We start from the raw sequence: 24,595 nt of genomic DNA, 5'->3' as shown, positions 1-24,595 counted from the left end.
GCTTGTCCATAGCGCCAAACGCCAAACTGGATTCCCGCTTTCGCGGGAATGACGGCCTTTCGCGGGAATGACGGCCATAACACCGAACCACGTTACCCACAAATTTGTCGCGCACCCGCCGATCCCGGGGCACCACCTGCCGGCGCGCCAGCCACGACACCGACTCCCGCCCGCAACCACCACGGCCGGCTTTCACCTCGATGCCAAGGGCCTTGGCGGCTCGCGTCCAGACGACATCGACCGCCGAGCGTCGCCCTTCCCTTTGACCACGTAGCATAATCATGGCAGGATTTTGCGATGCGTCCTTATGAGATTGTCCTCAAGCATGGGGCGATCGAGGACTTGGACGGGCTGCGGAAGTACGACGCAACGCAGATCGCTGACGCGATGGAGAAGCACCTGACCCACGAGCCGACAAAGGAGAGCAGAAGCCGTATCAAGCGACTCCGAGGGGTCAGTGAACCCGACTACCGCCTTCGGGTGGCCGACTACCGGGTCTTCTACTCGGTTCGCGAGCAAGAGCGGCGGGTGGACGTGCTTCGGATCATGCATAAGGATGAAACGCGGGAATACTGCGAGGAGTTGGAACGATGAAGATTGCGCCTATGGGAGAAGTGCGGAACAATTTTGCCAAGTATCTGGCGGCTGTTGAGGAGGAGCCGGTCTTCGTGACGAAGAATGGCAAGGTCGCCGCTGTGATCGAGCACATCGCTGACCGTGACATCGAGGATTACCTGCTCGAGAAGAGCCCACGCTTCCGCAGAATGCTGGCCAGGGCCAAGCGGCAGCAGGGCCCCATGTCTTTAGCCGAGTACCGCAAGTCCCGCGGAGTCTGACCCATTTTGCCAGCCGGCCGCCCTGGCGATGAGCCGCCGGCTCAGGCACGTCCGCGACGAGCAGCGAAGCTCAAGCCGAGCGGCTCTATCGCCGGGTTAGCGGCGTCGGCTCGCTCGCGCCAATACCCCGGGCGGCGGTGCTGGTGTGCGAGGACGATCTTTTTGGGCCGGAGCCAGTCGGCGTGGCACAGCGGCTTGAAGCTGCCCAGATGGGCAAAGTGCAAGCGGCGTTGCAGGGAGCGACACTGGCGTTCACTCCGCTCGCAGGCGATGACGCTGGGCAGCCAGTCGCGGTGGCCACATCCCCCCAGCGGGCGAGCAACCCAAAGAGGCCCAGGCGGCGCAGCGCGGCGCGCCCCTCGTCGTCGGCGGGAGGTGTCGTCGTCATCGCTGTGCTCATTTTCGATCTGATCGGAGGTGGCCAGCTCGAGCGGGTGTGTAAGGGACCGGGCTATGAGACCGTGGTGGGTTCACCGAAACTGACCGCGGCAAGTTCGGCCAAACTGGGTGCGGCCGCGATCACGCCCACCCCGCGCCGCTCGCCGCGGCGTTGAACATTCCTGCATTGTGATGTAACAATTTCCAGCATGGTCAGGCGTGATATTGCAGCGGTGGTGGCGCGGTCGCTGCGGGACTTACCGGCCGTGCTGTTGCTGGGGCCGCGCCAGGTGGGGAAATCGACGCTGGCCTTGCGGCTGGTCGCCGATGGCGTGCTGCGGCGCTATGTCACGCTCGACGACCTGGCGGTCTGGGAGGCGGCGCGCGCCGATCCGGACGGCTTCGTGGCCGAACTCGACGATGGGGTTGCTCTCGACGAGGTGCAACGGGTGCCGGATTTGCTGCGCGCGCTCAAGCGCAGCATCGATCGGCGGCGGCGGGCCGGACGCTTTCTGTTGACGGGCTCGGCCAATGTGCTCGCGCATCGTGGGGTGACGGAGAGCTTGGCCGGGCGAACCGATGTCGTCCACCTCGAAGGCCTCAGCCTCGCCGAACTGGAAGAACGGCCGAGTCCGGCCGCGGTACTTGAGGCCCTCCTCGGCGACGAGGATTGGCGCCGGCCCGTGCGCCGCTTGCAGCGCCGAGGGGCGCCTGCGCGTTCGCATGACCGGGCGCGATTACACGAGCGGATCTTCTTTGGCGGGTTCCCGGAGGTGGTGTTGAAGCGGCGGCCGGAGTTCGCGCAGCGCTGGTTTGCGGCATACATGACCACGTACGTCGAGCGCGACATTCGCGACCTGGCGCGGCTTGCTGAGCTTGGCGGGTTCAGCCGCACCCTGCGCCTTACCGGCTTGCGCACGGGCCAGTTGCTGAACGTGAAGAATCTCGCCGCCGACGCCGGCCTCGATCAGCGCACGGCCGGCCGCTACCTCGAGCTGTTGGAGCTGACCTACCAGGTCAGTCGGCTGACGCCGTGGCAGGCGAGCGCGCGCAAGCGCCTGGTGAAGACCGCGAAGGTGTTCATCGGCGATTCCGGGTTGGCGTGTCATCTGGCGGGGGTGACGCATCCGGAGGCGCTGGCGGGCCACCCGGCGTTCGGCGCCTTGCTTGAAACATGGGTGTGGGCGGAGCTGCGCAAGGCGCTCAGCCTGACGTCCGGCGTGCAGAGCAGTTTCTATCGCACGCATCAGGGAAAAGAGGTGGACTTCGTACTGGAGCGGGGCCGGCGCCGGCTCGGCATCGAGGTCAAGGCCGCCCGCAGCTTGAGTCGCGCCGACCTCGCGGGGCTCACCGACATGCAGCAGGCGATGGGGGCGGACAGCCGCGGTCTACTGCTGTATGCCGGCGATGAGGTGGTGTCGTTGGCGGAAAACCTGGTGGCAGCGCCGCTGGCGACCGTGTTGTGAGGCGCCAAGCGTGAGCAGTGGGGTGTGAGGGGATGACGACCCGCATTCCCTGGATCGACGCGCTCAAGGCGGCCGCAATCGTGGCCGTCGTCTGGATTCATGCCTTCACCATCTACGGGGTGACGCACCCGCTCGGCGTGCGCTTCCTCGCCAGCCTCACGGTCGCCGCAGTTCCCGCCTTCTTTTTCGCCTCCGGCTTCCTTCAGTACAGTGCCCGGCCAGCGGCCTGGGCCGAGCTTCGCCTCCGGCTGTGGCGGCTGCTGCCGCCTTATCTGCTGGCCAGCGCTCTGGCACTAGCGCTGCGCGCCGCGGTCTTGCCGCACGCCCTCACCTGGCGCGAGGTGTGGTGGGCAGTGTGTACCGGCTCGGCCTTCGGCATCTACTACTTCGTGCCGATGCTGTGCGGCGCGATCGTGCTCGGGTGGATCATGCCGCGCGTGGGGCGGCTGGCTTTGTTGGCGTGGTTCGTGTTCCTCGCCGGCGGCTGGTTGTCCCTGGCCGGGCGCGACGCCTTCGTGGCGTTGATGACGCGCTCCGATCAGCTGGGTTACTGGCAGTTTCGTAGCCCACTGCACTGGTGGGGTTACTTCCTATCGGGGTGGATGGTGGCCCGCCACGGCGAACGCTGGCGCGGCCTGATCGGCCGGCGCGCAATCCCGATGGGCGCCGGTATACTGAGCGGAGCAGTCGCGCTAGCGGCAGTGGAGGCCACGCTGCTGGCGCGAAACTCTGCCGGCAGCGCGCTGGCGGCCAGTGTCAGATACGCCATCTGCTACGGCTCGATCGCGGCCGTGATGCTGCTCTTCGCTTCGACCAAGAGCGTGCCGCCTGGGGTGGTTACGCTGAGCCGCCTCACCTATCCGATCTACCTCTACCACCTGTTCTTCATTGACGCCGCGCGGGCCGGTTTGCCGCCGGCGGTTCCGGCCGGAGCGGCAAACCTACTGAAGTTAGCCGCGGGGCTGCTTGGCCCGCTGGTGCTGGCCATGACCGTGCGCGCCGCGCTGGGCGAGCGATCGGCCCGGACCCTAATTGGCTAGCCTTGATCACAGAATGCTACATGGCGTTCCCGGGGCAGCCCCTCCCCTGTCCGGCTATGGACTTCGGCCGTCGAAGGGGCCTAGTATCCGACGCGGTTGTCAACGGGACGCGCTGGCGATGAATCGCCTCACTCTTCGGCTTGCACTAGCCATTGCGGCGCTCGTTACGGGCATGCTGGCCGTCGGCCTCTACGTGCTCTCCGAGCATCATTTCAACAGCATGGTGGAGGGGCAGCGCCATGCAGCCGAGCTGCAGAACCGCATCCTCGAAGCGGCTCTGCGCCATCAGATGCTCGATAAACACGCCAAGAGCGAGCTGATCGCCACCATTCTCCACGAGGTGGGCTCCCAGCCGGAAGTGCAGGGCGTCATGATTCTGGACCATGACGGCGTGGTGCGACAGGCGAGCCATCCGGGCCAGGTCGGGCAGCAGGTGGCGCGCGACTCGGCCGCGTGCATGGTCTGTCACCAGAAGGCCCCGATTGAGCGCAACCGCTGGGCGGTGCTCGACTTGCCCGGCGGCGAGGTGCTGCGCAGCGTGCAGCCAATCGAGAACCGGCCGGAGTGCTATGCCTGCCACCCGCCGGAGAAACACCTCAACGGCATCCTCATCTTGGATGTGTCGCTGGCCGGTTTGCAGGCACAACTCGGCCGTGACCGGACGTGGATGATCGCCGCGACGACGTTGCTCGGGCTGCTCCTGCTCGCCAGCGTCGGCCTGATCATGCGCCGCCTCATCCTAGGCCGGTTGGCCACGCTCGGGGAGACCGCCCGCTCAATCGCGGCCGGCGACCTGACGCGCCGGGTGGAAGTGCGCGGCGATGACACGATCACTTCGCTGGCGATGGATTTCAACGACATGGCGAACTCGGTCTTGGGACTCGTCACCGAGGTGCAAGAGCGCGAAGCGCAGCTGGCGAACGTCATGAACAGCGTCGACGACGGACTCGTCGTGCTGGATCAGGACTTCCGCATCGTGGCCGCGAACCACGCCTTCTGCAGGCGATTCGGCTCCCACCCGGAGGCGCTGCACGGCCATCGCTGCCAGGAGGCCCTCAACACGACGCGTTACTGTGAGGTGAATGACGCCGGCTGCCCGAGCGTGCGATGCCTTGCGACCGGGGAGGTTCACCGTGCGACGTTCCAGCTTCCCTCGCGGAACGGCGAGCCCGGCCGCGTCGAGGAGGTGCACGCCTCGCCGGTGTTTGACCAGGACGGCAACGTGTCGCAGGTCGTCGAGATCTGGCGCGATATCACCGACCGCGTCCTGGAAGAGACCCGCCTGGCAGAGCTGGAGCGGCTCGAGTCGCTCGGGGCCTTGGCCTCCGGTTTCTCGCACGAGGTGAACACGCCGTTGGCGACGACGCTCACGTGCGCCGAAGCCATCTTGGGCCGCATCGACGGCGCCGGGCGCCCGGGAGGACCGCCGGCAAGCTGGCAGGAGATCCGGGACATCGCGGAGACCATCCGCGGGCAGGTGCTGCGATGCCGCAAGATCACGGAGCAGTTCCGGCGATTCTCCCGCGGGATCCCACCCTCGACCGAGCCGGTGGATCTCATGGTGGTGGTCACGTCCATTGTGGCGATCGTCACCCCGACCGCCCGCGAGGCGGCGGTCACCATCCGCATCGACGACGACGGCGAGCGCCTCCCACTCGTGACGGCGAATACGGAGGCCGTCCAGCACGTCGTGCTGAATCTGCTGGTGAACGCCATCCAATCGTTCGAGAACGGCGGCGGGACGGTGACGGTGAGCTGCCACGCCGGCGCAGATGTGCGGCTGCGCATTCGTGATCAAGGCCGCGGCATCCCGCCGGAGGCGCGGCGCCACCTGTTCGAGCCCTTCCGCACCAGCCGGTTGCAGGGAACCGGCGTCGGGCTGTTCCACTCGCGCGGCATCATGCGCCGCTTCGGGGGCGATGTGCGCCTCGCCGAGAGCGAAGTCGGCGTGGGCTCCTGCTTCGAGGTCGTGTTCGCACGCGCGCGCGACGAGGCGGCATGAGCGGCAATCGCAAGGCCGCCCGCGTCTTGCTCGTCGACGACGATGACGAGTTCCGCGGCATCATGTCGAGCGAACTGGCGCGGCGGGGCTATGCGGTCAGCTCCGTGGCCTCCGGCGCGGCCGCGCTCGCACAGGCGGGCGAAGCCGACGTGATCGTGCTCGACCTGCGGCTGCCCGACATGGACGGGATCGAAGTCCTCAAGCGGCTTCGCACCAACGACGTGCCCGCCGGGGTCCTGATGCTCACCGGCCACGGGACGATCGACACGGCCATCCAAGCCGTGCGCCTGGGGGCGTACGATTACCTCGAGAAGCCCTGCCCGCTCGACCGCATGGACATGGCCATTCAGAAGGCCTACGAGCACCTCCGCTTGGTCGAGCGCCAGCGGGTGCTGGAGGATGGCTACTCGGCCGTTGACGTCGGCCTCGAATTCATCGGGAAGAGCCCGGCGCTGGAGAAGGTGCGCCAGACCATCGCCCGCGTCGCGCCTACTGACTCGACGACCCTGATCCTCGGCGAGACCGGCGTCGGCAAGGAGATGGTGGCGCGGTCACTGCACGCGCTGAGCCGGCGGCGGGAACGCCCGTTCGTCGTCGTCGATTGCGCCGCCCTCCACGAGCAACTGCTTCAGTCCGAGCTCTTCGGACACGAGAAGGGCGCGTTCACGAGCTCCGATCGCTTGAAGCACGGCCTCTTTGAGGTGGGAAACACCGGGACGATTTTTCTCGACGAGGTCGGGGAAATGAGCCCGGAAGTGCAGGCAAAGCTCCTGCGGGTCCTCGAGACGGGCCGCTTCCGGCGTCTCGGCGGTACGAAGGAGATCGTGGTAGACGTCCGGGTGATCTCCGCCACCAACCGCGACCTCAATGGCGCAATCGCGCGCGGGCACTTCCGCGAGGACCTGTACTTCCGCTTGGCGCTCCTCACTGTCGAGGTCCCCCCGCTGCGCGAGCGCCGGGACGACATCGGCGCGCTGGTCGAGCACTTCACCCACGAGTTCAACCTGCGCTTCTCCCGGTCGCAGCGCTTCGCCCCGGCCACAATCGAAGCCCTGCGCCGCTACCGCTGGCCGGGCAATGTGCGGGAACTCATCCACGCCGTGCAGCAATCCATGGTGCTCACCGACCGGGACGTGATCGAGCCGGAAGACCTGCCGGCAGCCATCACGCTCGGCGGCACCGACAGCACCCCTCGCGCCGGCGAGACGCTTTCGCTACGCGACGTGCAGCGGCGCCACGTGCTGTCGGTGATGGAGCGCGTGGGAGGGAACCGCGCCCAGGCCTCACGGATTCTACACATCAGCGAGCGGACCTTGTACCGCCTGCTGCGAAGATACGCGCGACCAGCCGGGCCGGCCGGCGGAGCCGGCGGCGGCACGGCCTCCTGACTTTCTGAAAGGAGCCGGCTGAGGGCAGCTGGTCTCCAGAAGATCGCGCATCTTATCTTCTTGGAGACGGCGTGCCCCCACGCCGCGCTTTGCTGCTCGCGCTTCTCTTGCTACTCCCCGAGCGCGCCGGCGCGCTCCACGTCGATGACGCCGCCATTATGCCCGAAGTGGAACGCGGCGGGGTTGCTATCGTGGCACATGTAGCAGGTCCCGGCGATCGGGCTGTTGATCAGGTCGGTGTTGTTCGGCACGTTGTCGCGGGCCGCAATGACGGCCGCGCGTGTGGCGTTGACGCCGTCCGTGGTGATATCAGTGCTGACCAGCACGCCTACGGGCAGATCAGCATCGTAGGTACCCGGCTTGTGGCAGGTCTCGCAGTTGCTCAAGATCCCCGGGAACGTCACCTCGCTCCAGTTGTAGTAGATACCGTTGAGCCGGTTGCGGACGAACTCGTACGGGAAGTTCCGCACGCCGGCTGAGTGGATGCCGTGGACCAGGTTCTTGAAGTGCATGGTGGCTTCCGGCCAGGTCAATGGATTGTTGCCATCGTAGCCGGCGGCCGTGAGAGCATCCTTGGTCGCCTGCGGTGCCAGGGCGGGATCCACGGTACGACCGCTGCTGCTCAGATTCGGGTTGTGGCAGATCACGCAGACCTGGACGTTGTTGACCCGCGCGCCACCGTGTAATTCGAGGATCTCGTGGCAGCCCAGGCACTTGGGGATGTCGACTACTTCGCGCCGTACAGTGTCGCCGGTTACGGCCTTGACGACAGAGTAAGTGTGGCGGCCGACATCGTCCGCGGTACTATTCGGGTCGCCCAGTAACTGCGTGAAGTAGCTCTGGAGGGCGACCGCCCGCATCGTGGCACCGGCCGGGAAAGGCGCAGCGGTCAGGATGGCGGTGTAGCTGGCGGGCGTGCCCGTCAGGCTGGCGGCCAGGCTCGCGAGGGAGACGCTGGCCGGCTGCCCCGCGCTGCGGCCGCGGTTGTTGTAGTCGGCCGGGGCGCTGATTCCGTCCTGAGGCAGGGCGTAAGCGACCAAGAAGCTCGGCCCGCCACTGAAGCCCGCTGGGGGGTAGGTGGACAGATCCAGCGGTGCGCCGTCTTTGTTGATGTGGAAGGTGACGACCGCTTGGTTGCTCGCGTCTACCGTGACCTCCTCGATCACGTACTCGAAGTTGGCCAGGCCGGCAGGGACGTCGGGGTTGTTGGGCGTGGAGTTTTCGGTCAAGTGGGCGGTGACGATCGGGGCAAGTCCCCCCGTTGGCTGGTGGCACACTGTACAGAGCGTGTTGTTAGCCTGTGGGCCGCCAGTGTGGTTGGCGCCGGTGGTGAAGTCGACGTCGTCGTGGCAGGAACCGCACGCTGCGATCGTCGGCCGCGTATTCCAGTGGTCGCCATCCGGCCCCGCGTGGCATTTGGCGCAGTTGCGGATGTCCTGAGGATAGGTCACCTCGGTGAAATCGCCGATATTCGTGCCGCTCTCAATGATATGCAGGTCCTGGCTGGTGTGGATCCCGTGAATCAAGCGAGTAAAATCGATCGGCCCAAGGCCTGCCAAGTCATTGTTGGGGTTGTGACAGAGCACGCAGAGCTTGGTCTCGACACGACGACCACCATGGAAACTGGCCGTCCCTAGGGGGCTACCTAACCGTCCGTGACAGCCGTTGCAGGCAGCGGTCGTTACGATATCGCGCGTGACGGTGATTGGGTTCCCGTTCGGCAGAAAGTCGAACGTGGGGTTCGCCGCCGGCAGTCCAGGCGGGTAAATCTCGATCCCCACCCGGTGGGTGTAGCCAGCCGATGCGGGCTCAAGCACGGTGCTCTCCAAGAAGGTGAAGCGGTAGGTGCCTTCGGCGATTTCTTCCAACTGGCTTGCGGTCCGGTGACTTCTGGGGCCGTAGAAGAACCACGAGTCGGCATCCCCGGATCCCGCCTGGGCCGGCACCAGCCTGGCGATGGTGAACCTCAGGTAGGCGAGATTGCTGCCTGCGGCAGTCGTGAGGTCTACGTCTACCGGGTTGCCCCCACCATCTCTTGCCTCGAAGGTAAAGGTCACCACCGCGCTGTCCCCGGTCTCGGAGAAGGCGGCGCTAGCGATAGTGGCCGTGACGGTCCCGGCCGCCGCAAGCCCAGGATGCATGGTCGCTACGTCCACCAAGCGGCCCTCGCCGTGGCAGACCGTACAGGCTTCGTTGATGGTACGGGTCAGATCCTCTCCTCCCGGTCCTGTCGGCCCGCTCGGTCCTGTCGGCCCCGTGTCGCCCGTGTCGCCCTGAGGGCCGGTGGCCCCAGTATCCCCTTGCGGCCCTGTCGGACCCGTAGGGCCTGCTGGCCCGGTAGCGCCCGTGTCGCCCTGCGGGCCGGTGGCGCCAGTGTCCCCTTGCGGGCCGCTCGGCCCCGTCGGGCCCGTTGGCCCGGTGGCGCCCGTGTCGCCTTGCGGGCCGGTGGCGCCAGTGTCTCCTTGCGGACCGCTCGGCCCGGCTGGTCCCGTCGGACCTTGTGGCCCGGTGGCGCCCGTATCGCCTTGGGGACCGCTCGGCCCCTGCGGACCTTGGTTACCAGTCGGCCCGGTTGCTCCCGGGTTTCCGTCGTCGCCACTGCAGCCAGCGAGAGTGAGTACGAATAGCACCACACCAGCTGCCACAAACAATCTGCCGCTCGTCGAGCAGTACCTTTTCATCGCAGATCCCCTTTCCTCCGATCGCTTCGCAGGTGCACAGCCTTCGGCCCTGCTGTCCGAACCAGCAATCGTCTTGCCACGCACCACGGGGCGCCCCACCGACAGCTCGCCGACTCTTGGCGTGATGATTACTCCCTTTGTCGCGAGATCTCCTCACGATCTTCGCGGCGCTGCCTGACTTTCTGTCAGGTGAGCCCACTCAATTTGTCAGGTTGTCCGGTCGCACTGGTCCTGGCCACGGCTCGCGTACCGTTTGACCCCGCCGCACTCGGGAATGGCACCGAGTCTGCACTGTCTCGCTTACGGAGGTGACTGCGATGCTGGGCATTCTGATCGGCGTGCTGTTCACGTTCGCGTTTGGCGGGATACTGCTCGCCGTTTTCCTGGGCGCGCGCAGCATTGAGGACGAAATCACGGAAAGAGCGCGGGAGGCGCAAAAGGTCCGCGCCGACGCCGCACGCATTAGGCGGTTCTTCGTGGTCACCCAACCGGCAGCCCCCGCGGCCGGGCGGGTGGATGAGGCGCTCCTCTGGCAACTGCAACAATACGTCAACGCGGAGCAAGTCCTCGCTGACGAGTTCGTGTTGCAGCCGTCAATGGAGAGCCTCTATCGCGAATCGGGCCGCAGACTCACGACGCACTAGCTGCGGCGCCCGGCGAGAGGTCGTTCGTGGATATCGAGGCTCTGTGCAAGGCGGCGATCTTCGGGGAGCTGCACGACACCGAGGCGGCCCGGCTGCTTGCGGTTGCCCGACCCCAGCAATGTCACAAGGGCGAGTGCCTGTTCCTGCTCGGCGACCACGCCGATCGGCTCTATGTGGTGCTGAGCGGGCGCATCGAACTCACCTTCCCCTTGTCATTTGGCGGCGTGGTGCGCGACGTGCCGGTCGAGTCGAAAACAGCAGGGAGCGCCCTCGGCTGGTCCGCTCTCGTCAAGCCGCACCGCTTTACGCTCTCCGCGCGAGCGGCGGAGACCTCGGAGCTGGCGGCGTTTGTGCGCCATGATCTGCTGCGGGTCTTTGAAGAGGAGCCCCGCATCGGGTGCGTCGTCATGCGGCACATCGGCGAAGTGGTCGGGCGGCGGTTGCTCCAAATGCAAGCGCTTTGGGCGCGGGAGCTGCAGCGGGTCGTCAGCGACTCGCTGGCTGCGGCGCGAGAACCCGGCGGGTAGTGCGGATTGCACACCGCGAAGGCACGGCGAGAGCGCCGATGGGACGGAAGGTAACACGTTGACGAGTCCAACGGGATGCAGAGGAGGACAAGAGCAATGACGAGGACGAGCGGATTCATCAGAAGCGCAGCCGTCGCGGCGGCGGGCTTGTGGCTTGTGAGTTCAGCAGCGCCCACTGCCCACGCCCAAGATGCCAAGCAGCTCTACGAGAAGAACTGCAACTCCTGCCACGGGCCGAGCGGCAAGGGTGACGGACCGGCCAGTAAGATATTGAAGCCAGCGCCAGCGGATTTCGCTGTGGTCTTCAAGGGGATGGCCGATGCGGATATCGCCAAAATCATCAAGGAGGGCGGCAAGGCGGTCGGAAAATCCCCCACGATGCCGGGGTACGGCAGCAAGCTGACCGACGATCAGATCAAGGGCATCGTCGAATACGCCAAAGGACTCCCCCCCAAGTGATGCGCGGTCTCTCACTGGTGGTCGCCGCGTTGGTGTTGGGTGGCCGCGCCTCCGAGGCGCAGGTCACCCAGCCGATCCCGTTTAACCACCGCATCCACACGGCAAACGGGCTCACCTGTGACGGCTGCCACCAGTACGTCTTCGAAAAGCCCTTTGCCGGAATCCCTCGGGTGGAGCTGTGCATGGCCTGCCATGTGGGCGACATCGCCGAGAACCCGGCGGCAAAACCCTACATCGAAACGATACGGCGGCACGCCGAAGCGGGCACCGAAATCCCGTGGGTGCGGCTCTATACCTTGCCGCACCACGTCTATTACTCCCATCGCCGGCACGCGGCGATTGCGGGCCTCCCCTGTACGACCTGCCACGGCAACATCGGCGATAGTGAGCGGCCCCCCACCGAGCCGGTCGCGCGGACGTTGACGATGGATAACTGCGTGGACTGCCATGAGCAGCAGGGCGTGGAGAACGACTGCGCCTGGTGCCACCGGTAGGCGAGCAGATGCAATGAAGGTCAGCCGTCGCGGATTCCTCCAGATCGCCGGCGTGAGCGTCGCGGGCCAGGTCGCCAGCGGATGCAAGGTCCTGGAGCGTGGCTACCCCGAAGAGTACTCGGTGGACAAGCCGCCCGTTCCTGGCACCGAGGGCTGGGCGCAAGGTGAGGAGCGCCTGATCAAGAGCACCTGCATGCAGTGCGAGGGCGGCTGCGGCATCATCGTCCGGGTGGTCGAGGGCAGAGCGGTTCGCATCAAGGGGAACCCCGACTACCCGACGAACCAGGGCGGGCTGTGCCCGAAGGGCCTGAACGGGCTCCAGGTGCTGTACGACCCGGATCGCATCGAGGGCCCGCTGCAGCGCGTCGGTGCGCGCGGTGCGGGGAACTGGAAGCGGATCTCGTGGGACGAGGCCATCGCCCACGTCGCTCGGCAACTCGCCGCGCTCAGGGCGAACGGCGAGTCGCACACGCTCGCGGTGTTGGGTGGGCGGTACCGCGGCCACATGCGCGACCTCGTCCGCCGGTTCCTGACGGCCTATGGCTCGCCCAACGACATCGATCACGAGTCGCTCTGCACCACCGGTGACAAGGTCGCCGCCTTCCTGGCGCAGGGCATCCGCGACCGGCTGGCCTACGATTGGGAGCGCACGAAATATGTATTGGTCTTCGGGGCCGGCTTCATCGAGTCGTTCCGGCCGACGGCCATGATGCTGCGCATCCACGGCCACATGCGACAGGGAGTTCCCGGCCAGCGGACCAAGATCGTCCAGATCGACCCGCGCTACGGTGTGTCAGCGGCCCGCGCCGATGAGTGGGTACAGGTCCGGCCCGGCACCGACGGCGCGCTCGCGCTCGGCCTGGCGCACGTCCTCATCCGCGACGGACTCGTCCACAAGAAGTTCATCCGCAACCACACCCTCGGTTTCGATAGCTGGACGGATTCGGCCGGCCGCTCGCACATGGGCTTCGAGGACCTCGTGTTGTCGAACTACTCCCCGGCGAGCGTGGCCGAGACTACCGGCATCGCGGCGGAAACCATCGAGCGCCTGGCGCACGAGTTCGCTGCGCACCAGCCCGGCGTTGCAATCGTCGGTCGCGGCGCGGCCGCCCACACCAACGGGGTGTACAACGTGCTGGCGATCCATGCACTCAACGCGCTCGTCGGCAGCATCGACGTTGCGGGCGGTGTCCTCGTCCAGCGGCAACCTCCGTTCGCGAGCTGGCCCGATCCCGAGCTGGACGGCGTGGCGCGCCTCGGACGCGCTCGCCCGCGATTTGATCTCGACGGCGGCGATGCCCCCCCCTTCGCCGACAGTCAGTTGTCCACGCTCGCCGAGCGACTGGAATGGGGCCAGCCGTACCGCCTCAAGGCCGTCTTCTTCTACTACACCAACCCCCTGTTCTCAGCGCCGGCACCCGATCGCCTGCGCGCCGCCCTCGAAAGGGTCCCGCTGCTGGTGAGCTTCTCGCCTTTCATGGACGAGTCGACGGCAATGGCTGACTTCGTCCTGCCGGATCACACCTACCTGGAGCGCTGGCAGCTCGACGTGATCTCTCCCAGCGTCGGCTTCCCGCTGTTCAGCATCCGGCAGCCGGTTGTCGCGCCGCTGCACGACACGCGCAGCACCGGCGAGGCGCTGATCGAGATCGCGCGGGCCATCGGCGGGACGGTCGGACGCTCGTTCCCCGGGAGCGAGCTGGAGATGATCAAGCAGTTGGTCCGCGGGGCGCAAGAGAGCAAACGAGGGTCGATCCGCACCGATGACTTCGAGGAGTTTTGGAAACAGCTCCTGACCAACGGTGGCTGGTGGGATCAACCCTACTCCTTCGGCGAATGGCATCGGGTGCTGGCGACGCCGTCCGGCAAGTACGAGTTCTACTCCACCCGCCTCGACGAGCGGCTGCGCGCGCTCGCCGCCGCCGGGCGCGAACAGGACCCTGAGGCCGCGGTCCTGGTTGGGCTGGCGGCGTCAGGCCGATGGGACGAGGCGTGCCTGCCGCACTACGAGCCGATCCGTTCGGCCCAAAGCGAGTCCGAGTTCCCGTTCATAGTTGCTTCGTACAAGACCATGACCCACGCGGAAGGGCGGGGAGCTAATCAGCCTCATCTGCAGGAAGCCTTCGGCGTTCAGTTCGACCGCAGTTGGGAACCGTGGGTCGAGATCCACCCCGATGACGCACACGCGCTCGGCGTGCATGACGATGACGAGGTGTGGCTGCGCGCTCCGTCCGGCCAGGTGCGCGTCAAGGCCGTGCTCCACGACGGGACGCACCGGGGCACGGTCAATGTCCCCTTCGAGTACGGGCACACCGCGTACGGCCGCTGGGCCGCCGGGCGCGGCGAGAATGTCAACCCGCTCGTCCGAACCGCGCAGGTCAGCCTCGCCGGCGGCGCCGCTTGGTACGATGCGCGCGTGGCCATCAGCAAGGCCTAGGAGCGAGCGATGCCTCGGTGGGGGATGGTCATTGATCTGGACCGCTGCACGGGCTGCCAAGCCTGTACGATCGCCTGTCGGATGGAGAACAACGTCCCGTTCTGCGGCGACAAGAACGCATGGAAGGGCCGTGCGATTTTCTGGAACAAGGTCATTGCCGTCCAGATGGGGGAGCGCGAGCAGCACCAGGGCTCCGGTGAGAATGGGCACGACGGACAGCCCGTCACGCGCAAGCGCGTACGGTTTCTGCCGCTCCCGTGCATGCACTGCGACCGGCCACCGTGCACGATGGTCTGCCCGGTGCGCGCGACCACGCGCAACGTCGAGGGGATCGTCATGCAGGTGCCGAGCCGGTGCATCGGCTGCCGGCTCTGCCAGGCGGCGTGCCCGTACTCGCGCCGCTACTTCAACTGGCAGGAAGTCAACTACCCCGGCAGCCTCAAACAGGCAGTGAATCCGGACGTGTCCATTCGCACCTTGGGCGTCATCGAGAAGTGCACGTTCTGTGTCCACCGGCTACAGCAGGCCCGCGAGCAGGCGCGCGCCGAGAAGCGTGAACTGCGCGAGGGCGACTACGTTCCGGCGTGCGTCGAGGCGTGTCCGGCCAAGGCGCGGACGTTCGGCGATCTCGACAACCCCGAGCACGCCGTGGCGAAGCTCGCACGCAACCCGCGCGCCTTCCGGCTGCTACCCGAACTCGGCACCCACCCGAAGGTGATCTACCTGCAAGAAGGGGGATGGCAGAGCGCTTCCTCCCACGCGGTGAACCCCGGAGAGTCTCATGGCTGACCGCGACGCCTTCATCTACCTGCGGCCCCAGCTCCGCACGACCTGGAAGACGTACGCCCTGCTGATTCTCGGTCTGGCAGGAGCCGTCTGGTTTTTCTACGGCGCATTCATCTACCAGTTCTTCCACGGCCACCAGGTCACCGGTCAGGGAACCCAAGGGGCGATGTGGGGCACGATCGTCGCCAACATCGTGCAGCTCATCGGCGTCAGCCACGTCGGCATCGCCATCTCCGCCACCGTGCGCATCCTCAAGCTCAAGCGCTACCAGCAACTCGCGCGCGTCGCGGAGCTGGTGACACTGGTGTCGCTGACCGCTGCCGTCACCAACATCGCCGCCGACGTCGGGCGGCCCGACCGCTTCATCTACAACGTGGCCATGCACGGCAACTTCACCGGTCCGTTCGTGTGGTCGTGCACGGTCATCACCAACTACCTGGTGGGCAGCCTCGTCTACCTGTATCTGGCCATGCGCCGGGACATCTATCTGTGCTCACGCGTCCTGCCGCGGCGGCGCTGGCTCTACCGTTTGTTGGCGCTGGGGTACACCGACACGCACGAGGAGCGCGAGAATCACGAGCGGGTAGTCTGGTGGTGCGCGGTCATCATCCTGCCGATCATGGTGTCGGTCCACTCGGTGTACGGTTGGGTTTTCGGGCTCAACGCCGGCCGGCCGGCGTGGTTCAATCCGTTCCAGGCGCCGTACTTCGTGTTGGGCGCCGTGGTGACCGGCTTTTCGGGCGTCATCGTGGTCGCCGCCACCATCACCCGTGTGTACCGGTGGCACGAGATCTTCCCCGATCGCATGTTCAAGGGCCTCGGGATCTTCCTCGGGTTCATCACCCTGCTGTACCTCTACTTCCTCTTCTCCGAGGTGCTCACCGGGGTGTACGCGGCGCCGGAGGCAGAGCGGGAGGTGTTCAACGACTTGCTGTTCGGGCGCTTTGCCCCGATCGCCTGGGGGGCGACGGTCGGCGGGATGATGATTCCCTTCTGGATCTTGTTCATTCAGGGCGCCAATCCGAAGATCTGCAGCACGCGGGTCGTGGTCATCGGCGCCGCGCCGATTTTCTTCGCGATGTGGTGCTGGCGGTATCTGATAACGGTTCCCTCGTTCTTCCACCCCCATCTGCCGTATCGGCTGGTCGAGTATTGGCCCACGCTCTTCGATTGGAGCCTGGTCGCCGGCAGCTATTTCTTCACGCTCTTCTTCTACGTCGCGCTGGTGAAGATCGTGCCGATCCTGGAGATCCCGGAGGCATTCATGCCGGAGCATCCGGTTCGGCCGCCGCGCATCCCGATGCAGCGCCGGAAGACCCTCGGCGTGCTCAAGCGGGTCACCGCATACGCGACCGTGCTCGCCGGCGTGGGCCTCATCGCGTACGGGATCTCGACCCGGCATGATCACTTTGCCCCGTCACCGGCGATCTGGATTGCGGGGATCATTTGTCTGTGGACGATTCCGCTGCAGGTCTGCATGATCCCGGGCTTCGCGTCGGCAGCGCGACGCCTGCGGCGCGCAACCCCTGGAACACTCGGCCTGCTGCGGCCGCCACGAAACGTCGTGCCGAAGCGTGTGGCCGCCGGCGTGACGTGGCAGGAACGAGCCGCCTGACAATAAACGAAGGAGGAACGACGATGGCAAACGAAACACCACCGAGTGAGGTTTACGTCGAGTGGGCAGAGGAGGGGGAGGCGCGCAGGAAGATCGGGGTGAACCCGATCAGCGCTGTGATGTTCTCGATCCTGGCAGCGGCCACAGTCCTTGCGGTGCTTCTCTTCCGCGATCAGCCGCCGGTTGCCCTGGGCGTGGCTGCGGTCGGCCTCGGGCTCGCCGTTTTGGTGGGGCTCATGCCTCGCGTCGCCAATCAATGGGAGCGCGCCGTCGTCCTGAGGCTTGGACGCTTCCGCGGCATTCATGGGCCCGGGCTGTTTTGGATCGTTCCGTTCATCGACCGAGTGGCGCTGTGGGCGGATTTGCGGGTACGGACCACGACGTTTGCAGCCGAGAAAACCTTGACCGCCGACACCGTCCCGGTGGACGTCGACGCCGTGCTCTTCTGGCACATCCAGAGCGCCGAGCAAGCGGTCCTTGCCGTGGAGGACTACCGCAAAGCGGTGTCATGGGCGGCTCAAACCGCGCTCCGGGATATCATCGGCAAGACCCATCTGGCTGACATGCTCACCGGCCGCGAAGCGATCGACGACGACCTCAAGCGCCTCATCGATGCGCGAACTCACGACTGGGGCATCGTGGTCAGGTCCGTGGAAATCCGCGACGTGACCATCCCGCCGGGTCTCGAAGACGCCATGTCACGGCAAGCCCAGGCTGTGAGAGAGAAGCAGGCGCGGGTGATTCTGGGCGACGCGGAGGTGGAGGTCTCCGCCAAGTTCGAGGAGGCCGCGCTGCGGTATCAAGACAACCCGACGGCGTTCCAACTGCGGGCGATGAACATTCTCTACGAGGGCATGAAGGAGAAGAGCTCGCTGATGATCGTCCCCTCCTCGATGGTGGATTCCCTATCGGTGGGAGGTGCCGCGGGGCTTGCGGCGTTGCGCCCGCCGGGCAACGGCGCGCCATCTTCCTGAACGCACATGTTCGCAATTGCCGCGACATATCCGCACAGGTCTTTGCGTCCGGGAAGAACGGGATGAATCTAAACGCGCTCGAATGCAACCTCCCCCTCGCCCCCGCCTTGGTAAGGAGGGGGAATCAAGATCCGGCTCGCATGCGTTTCCCCCTCCTTGCCAAGGAGGGGGTCAGGGGGAGGTCGAGTGCGATGAACACGGTGGCCTGCCGAACCTCGTTCGTCCTTTTCATTGCGACTTTTGTTGCGCTCTCCGGCGGCTCGGCAGCAGCAGCGGCGCAGAAGGCGGGTTACGTGGGCTCGACCACGTGCAAGAAGTGCCACGTCCCCGAGGCCAACAGTTGGTCCCAGACCGTGCATTCCCGAATGATGCGCACGATGGAGCAAGACAAGAAGACCGGCGTGGTGGACGTAGCCGCCACCCAGCCCCCGTTCTCGACCAAGGACGTGGCCTACGTGCTGGGGAACATGCGCAAGCTGCTCTTCCTGAAGAAGGGGGACAACGGCTTCGCCGTCGTGCCGCATCAGTACGATCTCACCGCAGCTTCCTGGGAGCCGCTCAACGTGGAGCAGTGGGACCATCTTTTCGGCTCCGGTGCGGACCGAACTCCTGCTAAGCCGGAGTTGCTGAACTGGAACGACCGCTGCGCGGCGTGCCACACCACGGGGTATGACCCGAAGGCGCGCACCTTCGCTGAGGCATCGATCGCGTGCGAGGCGTGCCACGGCCCGGGCGCGAAACACTCGGCGTCAAGAAAACGAGACGACATCATCAATCCCGCCGCGTTGCGGGGTGAGAAGGCCAACCACGTGTGCGCGCAATGTCACGCGCGGGGGAACGACACATCGGGCAAGTACCCGTATCCCGTTGGTTTCAAACCCGGCGGCGACCTCTCCGACTCTTTCGTCTTCGCGCAACCCATCAAGGGCGACAACTCCGATCTGTTCTGGGGGAACGGGATGGCGCGCAAGCACCACGCGCAATACAACGAGTTCATCCAAAGCAAGCACTTCCAAAACGGCCTGCACTGTTTCGAGTGCCACGAAGTGCACGCCTTCAGACCCGTCCCGGCCTCGCCGGAGACGCGACTGATGGCGCACACCGAGCGCTTTCTCCTCAAAGCCCGGGCGCGTTTCATCTGCTTCAAGTGCCACACCTCGCGGGAGACGGAGTTCAGCGCTGAAGAACCGGGGACCGGAGGCAAGATCGTCGACCAACATACGCATCACCCGCCGGTGATCACGGAAACGGTCCGCGACGGGAAGAGCGTGAGCGAACCCCGCATGCAATTGACCAAGATGCACTGCGGTGACTGCCACATGCCCCGGGAGGAGACAGGAACTGCCAGTTACGATATTCGCGCCCACACGTTCAAGATTCCCAGCCCGAGTGACACCATTGCCTACGGGGCGCCGAACGCCTGCAACGACTGTCACGCAAAGGAGACCGCGAAATGGGCGGAGCAGTGGATCGTCAGGTGGCGCAGCGAACGAACGAAGACGCTCAAGTAGGCCTCCAGCCCCCATCCCCTTGGCGCGGGCTTGGCCCAGCCCAAAGCTTGTCCTGAACTACTATGGCCGAAAGTCCTGGCGTCGCGCGCAGATTTCCCCCCGACAATCCCGCGAAGGCGGGAATCCATCCGGAGCCCCACCGCCCCTGGATGCCCGCCCCACGCCTTCGCGGGGGCAGGCTCTAAGGATTGCGGGCATGACGGAATACCCCTGTCGAGCTTTGGGTTGCGGGCTTCAGACCGCGCTAGGCGCCGCCGAAGGGTCCAAAGTCCAAAGTGGCTGGCAGAAATCCTCGCGCGGCGCGACGATTTCCGGAGATAGTAGACTCATCCCGGGTTCGTCCGCTTGTGAAGATTCGAGGTCAAGACCCCGGACCCGGGCCGCGGCAATGGCGACACGCGCCCTCCCGGGTAGAGGGCCTCGGTCACTTCATGGGCACTCTGCGGCCTTCGTGCGCTGAGCCTCCTCTGGGTAGCTCACCTTCACAGCCACTCCCCGGCCCAGAGGCGTTGGCAGAACAACTGCCAGGGCCAGATCTCGAGGCCGTCAGCGAGCCGCCGCGGTTGATCCCCGAGGGCAACGATCACGCCGCGTTTCAGCTTCTGATCGCCGGCCAAGGCGCGCAGGCCGCGGGCGTCGCCGTCGCCGACCTTGGCGGACGCCTTGAATTCGACGGCCAGATCGAGCTGCCCGACGATCAGGTCGACCTCGAGCCCGGTGCTGGTACGCCAGTACGAAAGCGGCAGGTCGCATTCGCGGTACGAGAGATAAGCGCGAATCTCTTGAATCAGGAAATGCTCGAAGGCGCGGCCGAACTCCTCTGTGCCCGGCTGCACGAGACGCATGCCGGACAGCGCCCGGACGATACCGACGTCGAACAGGAAGTACTTCTCGGTCTCGATCAAGCGGCGCTTGCGCGCCCTGCGCCACGGCGGCAGGCGGAAACCGAGCAAAGTGTCGTCGAGGATCTGGTAGTACTCGCGCACGGTCTTGGGCGAGACGCCGCAGTCGCGCGCGACCGTCGCGTAGTTCAAGAGCTGCCCGTGGGTCGCGGTGACGGCGTCGAGGAAGCGGGCGAAGGCAGGGACGTTGCGCACCAGCGCCTCGGCCTGGATCTCCTGCGAGAGATAGTCGAGCACGTAGCCGCGCAGCAGCCGCTCGGGGCGAGCGGCGAGGTAGTGTTGCGGAATCAGGCCGCGGTTCAGCACGCGCAGCAGCGCCTCGCTGGCAGCTTCGGCGTTCTCGGGGACGCCGATCTCCGCCGTGGCCAGTGGCAACAGCTCGAAGCGCCAGGCGCGTCCGCCGAGCAGGTTGGCGGCGCCGTGGCGCAGCTTGCGGGCGCTGGAGCCGCACAGGATGAATCGCGTCGGCGTCGATTCGAGCAGCAAATGGACCTCGTCGAGCAAGGCGGGGACCTTCTGGATCTCGTCGACAATCACCAGCCGCGGCCGCGCCACCAATACCCGTTCGCGCAGCGTCGCCGGCCGCAGCGTCAACTCGGTGCGTAGGGTCGAGTCGAGCAGATCGAAGGTGGTGGCGCGTGGGAACTGCTGGCGCAGCAGAGTGGTCTTGCCGACCTTGCGCGGCCCCCACAGAAACGCCGCGTTGTGGTCTTCCAGGTCGATCTTCAGGGTCCGCTTGATCTCGGATAAACGGGAGTTCACTGCTGTTTATCTAGATTATCGGGAGTTGAGATGCAAGATATCTCACCGCGATGTTCTCTGGAACGGTGCGAGCAGAGGCGAGGGCAGGAAAGGCGATACGCCGCGGTGGTGCCGCCGCCCACCCCCCTCGAGCACGTTGCCGTGGGGCGGCACGGATGGTAGTTTCCGGCCACTTTCGGCATCGTCCGCCGGCGGACGAACGGGGAGACACGGAGACAAGATGGCAACGGTTATTACCAGCGAGTGCATCAACTGTGGGGCGTGTGAGCCTGAGTGCCCTAACACCGCCATTTACCAGGGCGGGGCGAATTGGGAATTCAACGGGGTGAAACACGACGCCATCGCCACCGACACGTTCTACATCGTTCCCGACAAATGCACCGAGTGCGTCGGCTTCTTCGATCACGAGGCCTGTGCGGCGGTGTGCCCGGTGGACTGTTGCATTCCCGACCCCGACCGCCCGGAGAGCGAGGCGGTGCTGGTCGAGCGCGCGCGCCAGCTGCATCCGGATAAGACTTTCGGCGCCGATGTGCCGTCGCGCTTCCGCAAGGAGGGGGCTGCTGCCCCGGCGCCGGCAGCCGCGGCCAAGCCGGCCGAGCCGGCCGCAGCCAAAGCGGCACCGGCAGCACCCGCGCCGGCTGCGGCGCCGGCGGCCAAGCCGGCCCCCGCCGCGGCTCCTCAGTCGGCCGCGGCCGAGACCGGGCCGGCCATTCCGGAAATTGCGGAGTGGGAGGTGCCGATCGAGTGTTTCCACTGCCACGGCACCTACGCCGTGGCGTTCAAGCATTTCCGCAACGGCGTCGTCTTTCGCTGTCCCTTCTGCAACGGCTCGTGCGTGGTCAGCTCGAGCATGCACAACCGCTTGCATCACCTGTTGAGTGATTTCCACACTGATTGGCGGAGGGATTTCGAAGCGTTCCAGAGCAAGCGCCGGCAGGAGTTGCTCGCCTTCGAGGAACGCCAGCGCCGCGCGCTGGAGCAATTCAACGAGCAGCTCAAAGCCGCCAGCCTAGAGCTCAAGCCGCCCGGCGCTCCGCGCAAGCGCGCGTGGATCTTCGGTTGATCATTCAGCTGGCGCCGGCCGGTACATCGACGAACTCGATCGTGGCTCCGACCTCGATGTGGTGCTGTGCGGCAAAGCCGCCGTTGACTTCCAGCACGTAGCGGCACGGTACCTCCGGCCCGACCGATCGGGTCGACAGCGGCCGGGCATTGGCGACGATGCCGACCACACGGCGGCTGTCGTCGATGAACAGCATGTCGAGCGCGATCAGCGTGTTCTTCATCCAGAAGTGCTGCACGCCGGCGTGCGGAAAGACGAACAGCATGCCGGCATCGGCGGCCAGCTCGCGGCGGTACATCAGGCCTTGGGCGCGGGCCAGTGGCGTGTTCACCACCTCGACCCGCACGCGCACGGCCGCGCCGCCGGCTGGGTGCAGAATCACCGCGGGGCGTGCGGCGCAGCCGCACAGCAGGCCGATCACGGCAGCGAGCAGCGCCAGTGCCGTTATCTTCGGGTGCGGGCGGGCGCGCATTAGGTGCTGCACTGGCCGCGATAAGCCGCGCCCCGCCGTGGTCATCCGACCTTGCAAAGACGCAGCCTTTCTCCTAGGAGTCGCCGAGGGTTCTGGCGGTAATCCGCGCGGAGGGTTCGATGAATGCGGTAATTTTCGCGCTCGTGTTGGCGGCGTTCCTGGGCTACTTCGCCCGGACGATGTACGGCCGCGTCATGGTGCTGGCCAAGATGAAGCCGGTGATGCGCTGGGACCACCTGGCTCAGCGCCTGCAGGCCGTGCTGGTGTTCGCCCTCGGCCAGAAGAAGTTCGTCATCGGCGAGCAACCCGCGGGTTGGATGCACTTCTTCATCTTCTGGGGCTTCAGCATCCTGGCGGTGCAAGTCATCCATATGTTCGCCCGCGGCTTTATCGCCGACTTCTACCTGCCGTTGATGTCGCCCGCGCTCTTGGGCGGGCCGTATCTCTTGTTGAAGGACATCATGCAGCTGATCGTGCTCGGCGCGATCGCCACCGCGCTCTACCGCTGGAGCATCTCCCACCCGGAACGGCTCTACGGCTACGCTCCGGCAGAAGACCGCTTGCGCGGCCACTCGCACTGGGAGGCGTATCTCATCCTCGCGTTCATCGGCACCATCATGATCACCGGCTACTTATACGACGCCGGCCGGCTGGTCTACCTGGCGGGCCACCCGGAAACCGAAGCGGAGCGCTTCTGGCAACCGCTCAGCCGGCTGGTGGCGGCGGGGCTGAACCCGTTGGGCAAAGGCGGCGCCAAGTTCGCCAGCGACCTGGGCTGGTGGGGCCACAACCTGGTGGTGCTTACCTTCCTCAACCTGCTGCCGCTGGCCAAACACTTCCACGTCATCACCTCGATCCCCAACGTCTTCTTCAAGAAGCTCGAACCGACCGGCGCACTGGAGAAGCAGGACCTCGACAATGCCACCACCTTCGGCGTCTCCTACATAAATCAGTTCACCTGGAAGCAGGTGCTCGACATGTACTCGTGCACCGAGTGCGGACGCTGCTCGTCGAACTGCCCCGCCACCATCAGCGGCAAGGAGCTGGCGCCGCGGCAGTTGATGCTCAACCTGCGCGACTATCTTTACGGGCACCAGGCCGAGGTCCTCAAAGCCCAGGCCGAGGGCGACGCTGGTATCACCGTTGGTGAGAACATCGTCGGCGAGAGCCTGATTCATGACGGCGTGCTGTGGGCCTGCACCACCTGCCGGGCCTGCGAAGAGGCCTGCCCGGTGTTGATCGAGTACGTCGACAAGATCGTCGACATGCGCCGCCATCTGGTGCAAGAAGAGTCGCGCTTTCCCAACGAGTTGACCCGCACCTTCAAGGGCATGGAGACCCAGGGCAACCCCTGGGGCGTGGACGCCGCCACGCGCGGCGACTGGGCCGCCGGACTCGAGATCCCGACCATGGCCGAGAAGCCCGATGCCGAGTACCTCTACTACGTCGGCTGCGCCGGCTCGTTCGACGATCGCAACAAGAAGACGACGATCGCGCTCAGCAAGATCCTCAAACAGGCCGGCGTCGATTTCGCCATCCTCGGGGCCGAGGAGCCGTGCAACGGCGAGACCGCGCGCCGCATCGGCAACGAGTATCTGTTCCAGAGCATGGCGCAAATGTGCGTCGAGGTGCTCAACGGCTACAAGGTCAAGAAGATCATCACCAACTGCCCGCACTGCTTTAACACCCTGAAGAACGAGTACCCGCAGTTCGGCGGCCACTACCAGGTGGTGCACGCCACCGAGTTCGTGCAGCAGCTGATCGCTGCCGGCAAGATCGAGTTCAAGACCGACGGCTTGCAGTCGATCGCCTACCACGACTCCTGCTACCTCGGCCGCTACAACGAGGTGTACCAAGCGCCGCGTGAGATTCTCAGCACGATTCCGGGCGTGCGGCTGAAGGAAATGGCACGCAACCGCCGTACCGGGATGTGCTGCGGTGCCGGCGGCGGCCGCATGTGGATGGAAGAAGAGCCGACCCAGCGCGTCAACATCCGCCGCGTCGAGCAGGCCCTGGAGACCAATCCCGACACGGTGGCGGTGGCCTGCCCCTACTGCATGACCATGATCGACGACGGCCTCAAAGCCAAAGGCATGGAAGAGAAAGTCCGCGCCCTCGACGTGATGGAGCTGGTCGCGGCGTCAATGAAGACGTGACC

The 24,595-nt window shown here is 65.8% G+C and carries 20 protein-coding genes; 17 read left to right on the top strand and 3 right to left on the bottom strand.

The features are described from left to right. Positions 1 to 297 precede the first annotated feature (297 nt). The 6 genes from HY699_21620 (at position 298) to HY699_21595 (ending at position 7,110) form a co-directional block, all read left to right on the top strand. Positions 298 to 594: a type II toxin-antitoxin system RelE/ParE family toxin gene (locus tag HY699_21620; protein MBI4518409.1), complete on the top strand. Its 297-nt coding sequence runs from the start codon at positions 298 to 300 to the stop codon at positions 592 to 594. After that, the gene (locus tag HY699_21615; protein ID MBI4518408.1) at positions 591 to 836 is read left to right on the top strand and encodes a type II toxin-antitoxin system Phd/YefM family antitoxin; all 246 of its coding nucleotides are present in this window, start codon (positions 591 to 593) and stop codon (positions 834 to 836) included. The genes HY699_21620 and HY699_21615 overlap by 4 nt, the downstream gene beginning before the upstream one ends. Before the next feature lie 587 nt (positions 837 to 1,423). Continuing rightward, positions 1,424 to 2,680, top strand: coding sequence for an ATP-binding protein (locus HY699_21610; protein ID MBI4518407.1), 1,257 nt, complete (start codon positions 1,424 to 1,426; stop codon positions 2,678 to 2,680). A gap of 32 nt (positions 2,681 to 2,712) precedes the next feature. After that, entirely contained in the window at positions 2,713 to 3,720 is a 1,008-nt protein-coding gene (locus tag HY699_21605; protein MBI4518406.1) for an acyltransferase, read from the top strand. A 118-nt stretch (positions 3,721 to 3,838) separates the two neighbouring features. Further along, positions 3,839 to 5,722, top strand: coding sequence for a PAS domain-containing protein (locus HY699_21600; protein MBI4518405.1), 1,884 nt, complete (start codon positions 3,839 to 3,841; stop codon positions 5,720 to 5,722). A 26-nt stretch (positions 5,723 to 5,748) separates the two neighbouring features. Beyond that, complete coding sequence (locus HY699_21595) at positions 5,749 to 7,110, top strand: sigma-54-dependent Fis family transcriptional regulator (GenBank protein ID MBI4518404.1); 1,362 nt, start codon at positions 5,749 to 5,751, stop codon at positions 7,108 to 7,110. A gap of 110 nt (positions 7,111 to 7,220) precedes the next feature. On the opposite strand, the gene HY699_21590 is transcribed toward HY699_21595, so the two are convergent. After that, positions 7,221 to 9,791 (bottom strand): OmcA/MtrC family decaheme c-type cytochrome, encoded by a 2,571-nt coding sequence (locus tag HY699_21590; protein MBI4518403.1) that lies wholly within the window; start codon positions 9,789 to 9,791, stop codon positions 7,221 to 7,223. Between the two features lie 317 nt (positions 9,792 to 10,108). Here HY699_21590 and HY699_21585 point away from each other — a divergent pair, with 317 nt between their 5' ends. The 9 genes from HY699_21585 to HY699_21545 all read left to right on the top strand — a co-directional run bounded on the left by HY699_21585 (position 10,109) and on the right by HY699_21545 (position 19,238). Continuing rightward, positions 10,109 to 10,435 carry a hypothetical protein gene (locus HY699_21585; GenBank protein MBI4518402.1) on the top strand — a complete coding sequence of 109 codons (327 nt, stop codon included), beginning with the start codon at positions 10,109 to 10,111 and terminating at the stop codon, positions 10,433 to 10,435. 26 nt (positions 10,436 to 10,461) lie between these two features. Continuing rightward, positions 10,462 to 10,962, top strand: coding sequence for a cyclic nucleotide-binding domain-containing protein (locus tag HY699_21580; GenBank protein ID MBI4518401.1), 501 nt, complete (start codon positions 10,462 to 10,464; stop codon positions 10,960 to 10,962). 75 nt (positions 10,963 to 11,037) lie between these two features. Continuing rightward, positions 11,038 to 11,421: a cytochrome c gene (locus HY699_21575; protein ID MBI4518400.1), complete on the top strand. Its 384-nt coding sequence runs from the start codon at positions 11,038 to 11,040 to the stop codon at positions 11,419 to 11,421. Further along, the gene (locus tag HY699_21570; GenBank protein ID MBI4518399.1) at positions 11,421 to 11,915 is read left to right on the top strand and encodes a menaquinol oxidoreductase; all 495 of its coding nucleotides are present in this window, start codon (positions 11,421 to 11,423) and stop codon (positions 11,913 to 11,915) included. The genes HY699_21575 and HY699_21570 overlap by 1 nt, the downstream gene beginning before the upstream one ends. 13 nt (positions 11,916 to 11,928) lie before the next feature. Beyond that, positions 11,929 to 14,352, top strand: coding sequence for a molybdopterin-dependent oxidoreductase (locus HY699_21565; GenBank protein MBI4518398.1), 2,424 nt, complete (start codon positions 11,929 to 11,931; stop codon positions 14,350 to 14,352). Positions 14,353 to 14,361: 9 nt separating this feature from the next. Continuing rightward, entirely contained in the window at positions 14,362 to 15,141 is a 780-nt protein-coding gene (locus tag HY699_21560) for a 4Fe-4S dicluster domain-containing protein (GenBank protein MBI4518397.1), read from the top strand. Beyond that, entirely contained in the window at positions 15,134 to 16,753 is a 1,620-nt protein-coding gene (nrfD, locus tag HY699_21555) for a polysulfide reductase NrfD (protein MBI4518396.1), read from the top strand. Before HY699_21560 ends, nrfD begins: the two co-directional genes overlap by 8 nt. Before the next feature lie 119 nt (positions 16,754 to 16,872). Beyond that, complete coding sequence (locus HY699_21550; protein ID MBI4518395.1) at positions 16,873 to 17,727, top strand: slipin family protein; 855 nt, start codon at positions 16,873 to 16,875, stop codon at positions 17,725 to 17,727. Positions 17,728 to 17,918: 191 nt separating this feature from the next. Further along, positions 17,919 to 19,238: a hypothetical protein gene (locus tag HY699_21545; protein MBI4518394.1), complete on the top strand. Its 1,320-nt coding sequence runs from the start codon at positions 17,919 to 17,921 to the stop codon at positions 19,236 to 19,238. A 482-nt stretch (positions 19,239 to 19,720) separates the two neighbouring features. On the opposite strand, the gene HY699_21540 is transcribed toward HY699_21545, so the two are convergent. After that, a complete protein-coding gene (locus tag HY699_21540; protein ID MBI4518393.1) occupies positions 19,721 to 20,902 on the bottom strand; it encodes an ATP-binding protein in 1,182 nt (393 codons plus the stop codon). 220 nt (positions 20,903 to 21,122) lie between these two features. Here HY699_21540 and HY699_21535 point away from each other — a divergent pair, with 220 nt between their 5' ends. After that, positions 21,123 to 21,965, top strand: a complete 843-nt coding sequence (locus HY699_21535; GenBank protein ID MBI4518392.1) for a 4Fe-4S dicluster domain-containing protein — start codon at positions 21,123 to 21,125, stop codon at positions 21,963 to 21,965. 4 nt (positions 21,966 to 21,969) lie between these two features. On the opposite strand, the gene HY699_21530 is transcribed toward HY699_21535, so the two are convergent. Then, positions 21,970 to 22,437, bottom strand: coding sequence for a DUF192 domain-containing protein (locus tag HY699_21530; protein ID MBI4518391.1), 468 nt, complete (start codon positions 22,435 to 22,437; stop codon positions 21,970 to 21,972). Between the two features lie 119 nt (positions 22,438 to 22,556). On the opposite strand from HY699_21530, the gene HY699_21525 reads away from it, so the two are divergent. After that, positions 22,557 to 24,593, top strand: a complete 2,037-nt coding sequence (locus HY699_21525; protein ID MBI4518390.1) for a (Fe-S)-binding protein — start codon at positions 22,557 to 22,559, stop codon at positions 24,591 to 24,593. Positions 24,594 to 24,595: the final 2 nt, after the last annotated feature.

It is taken from the genome of Deltaproteobacteria bacterium (assembly GCA_016210005.1).
In the GTDB taxonomy this organism is placed as follows: Bacteria; Desulfobacterota; Binatia; order HRBIN30; family JACQVA1; genus JACQVA1.
The sequence above is the reverse complement of the archived record's forward strand: the minus strand, read 5'-3'. Positions and strand labels throughout refer to the sequence as shown.

Coding starts and splice junctions, on each gene's coding strand:
- HY699_21620 (MBI4518409.1), top strand. CDS start 298: ATGCGTCCTTATGAGATTGTCCTCAAGCATGGGGCGATCGAGGACTTG.
- HY699_21615 (MBI4518408.1), top strand. CDS start 591: ATGAAGATTGCGCCTATGGGAGAAGTGCGGAACAATTTTGCCAAGTAT.
- HY699_21610 (MBI4518407.1), top strand. CDS start 1,424: ATGGTCAGGCGTGATATTGCAGCGGTGGTGGCGCGGTCGCTGCGGGAC.
- HY699_21605 (MBI4518406.1), top strand. CDS start 2,713: ATGACGACCCGCATTCCCTGGATCGACGCGCTCAAGGCGGCCGCAATC.
- HY699_21600 (MBI4518405.1), top strand. CDS start 3,839: ATGAATCGCCTCACTCTTCGGCTTGCACTAGCCATTGCGGCGCTCGTT.
- HY699_21590 (MBI4518403.1), bottom strand. CDS start 9,791: ATGAAAAGGTACTGCTCGACGAGCGGCAGATTGTTTGTGGCAGCTGGT.
- HY699_21585 (MBI4518402.1), top strand. CDS start 10,109: ATGCTGGGCATTCTGATCGGCGTGCTGTTCACGTTCGCGTTTGGCGGG.
- HY699_21575 (MBI4518400.1), top strand. CDS start 11,038: ATGCAGAGGAGGACAAGAGCAATGACGAGGACGAGCGGATTCATCAGA.
- HY699_21570 (MBI4518399.1), top strand. CDS start 11,421: ATGCGCGGTCTCTCACTGGTGGTCGCCGCGTTGGTGTTGGGTGGCCGC.
- HY699_21565 (MBI4518398.1), top strand. CDS start 11,929: ATGAAGGTCAGCCGTCGCGGATTCCTCCAGATCGCCGGCGTGAGCGTC.
- HY699_21560 (MBI4518397.1), top strand. CDS start 14,362: ATGCCTCGGTGGGGGATGGTCATTGATCTGGACCGCTGCACGGGCTGC.
- nrfD (MBI4518396.1), top strand. CDS start 15,134: ATGGCTGACCGCGACGCCTTCATCTACCTGCGGCCCCAGCTCCGCACG.
- HY699_21550 (MBI4518395.1), top strand. CDS start 16,873: ATGTTCTCGATCCTGGCAGCGGCCACAGTCCTTGCGGTGCTTCTCTTC.
- HY699_21545 (MBI4518394.1), top strand. CDS start 17,919: ATGAACACGGTGGCCTGCCGAACCTCGTTCGTCCTTTTCATTGCGACT.
- HY699_21535 (MBI4518392.1), top strand. CDS start 21,123: ATGGCAACGGTTATTACCAGCGAGTGCATCAACTGTGGGGCGTGTGAG.
- HY699_21530 (MBI4518391.1), bottom strand. CDS start 22,437: ATGCGCGCCCGCCCGCACCCGAAGATAACGGCACTGGCGCTGCTCGCT.
- HY699_21525 (MBI4518390.1), top strand. CDS start 22,557: ATGAATGCGGTAATTTTCGCGCTCGTGTTGGCGGCGTTCCTGGGCTAC.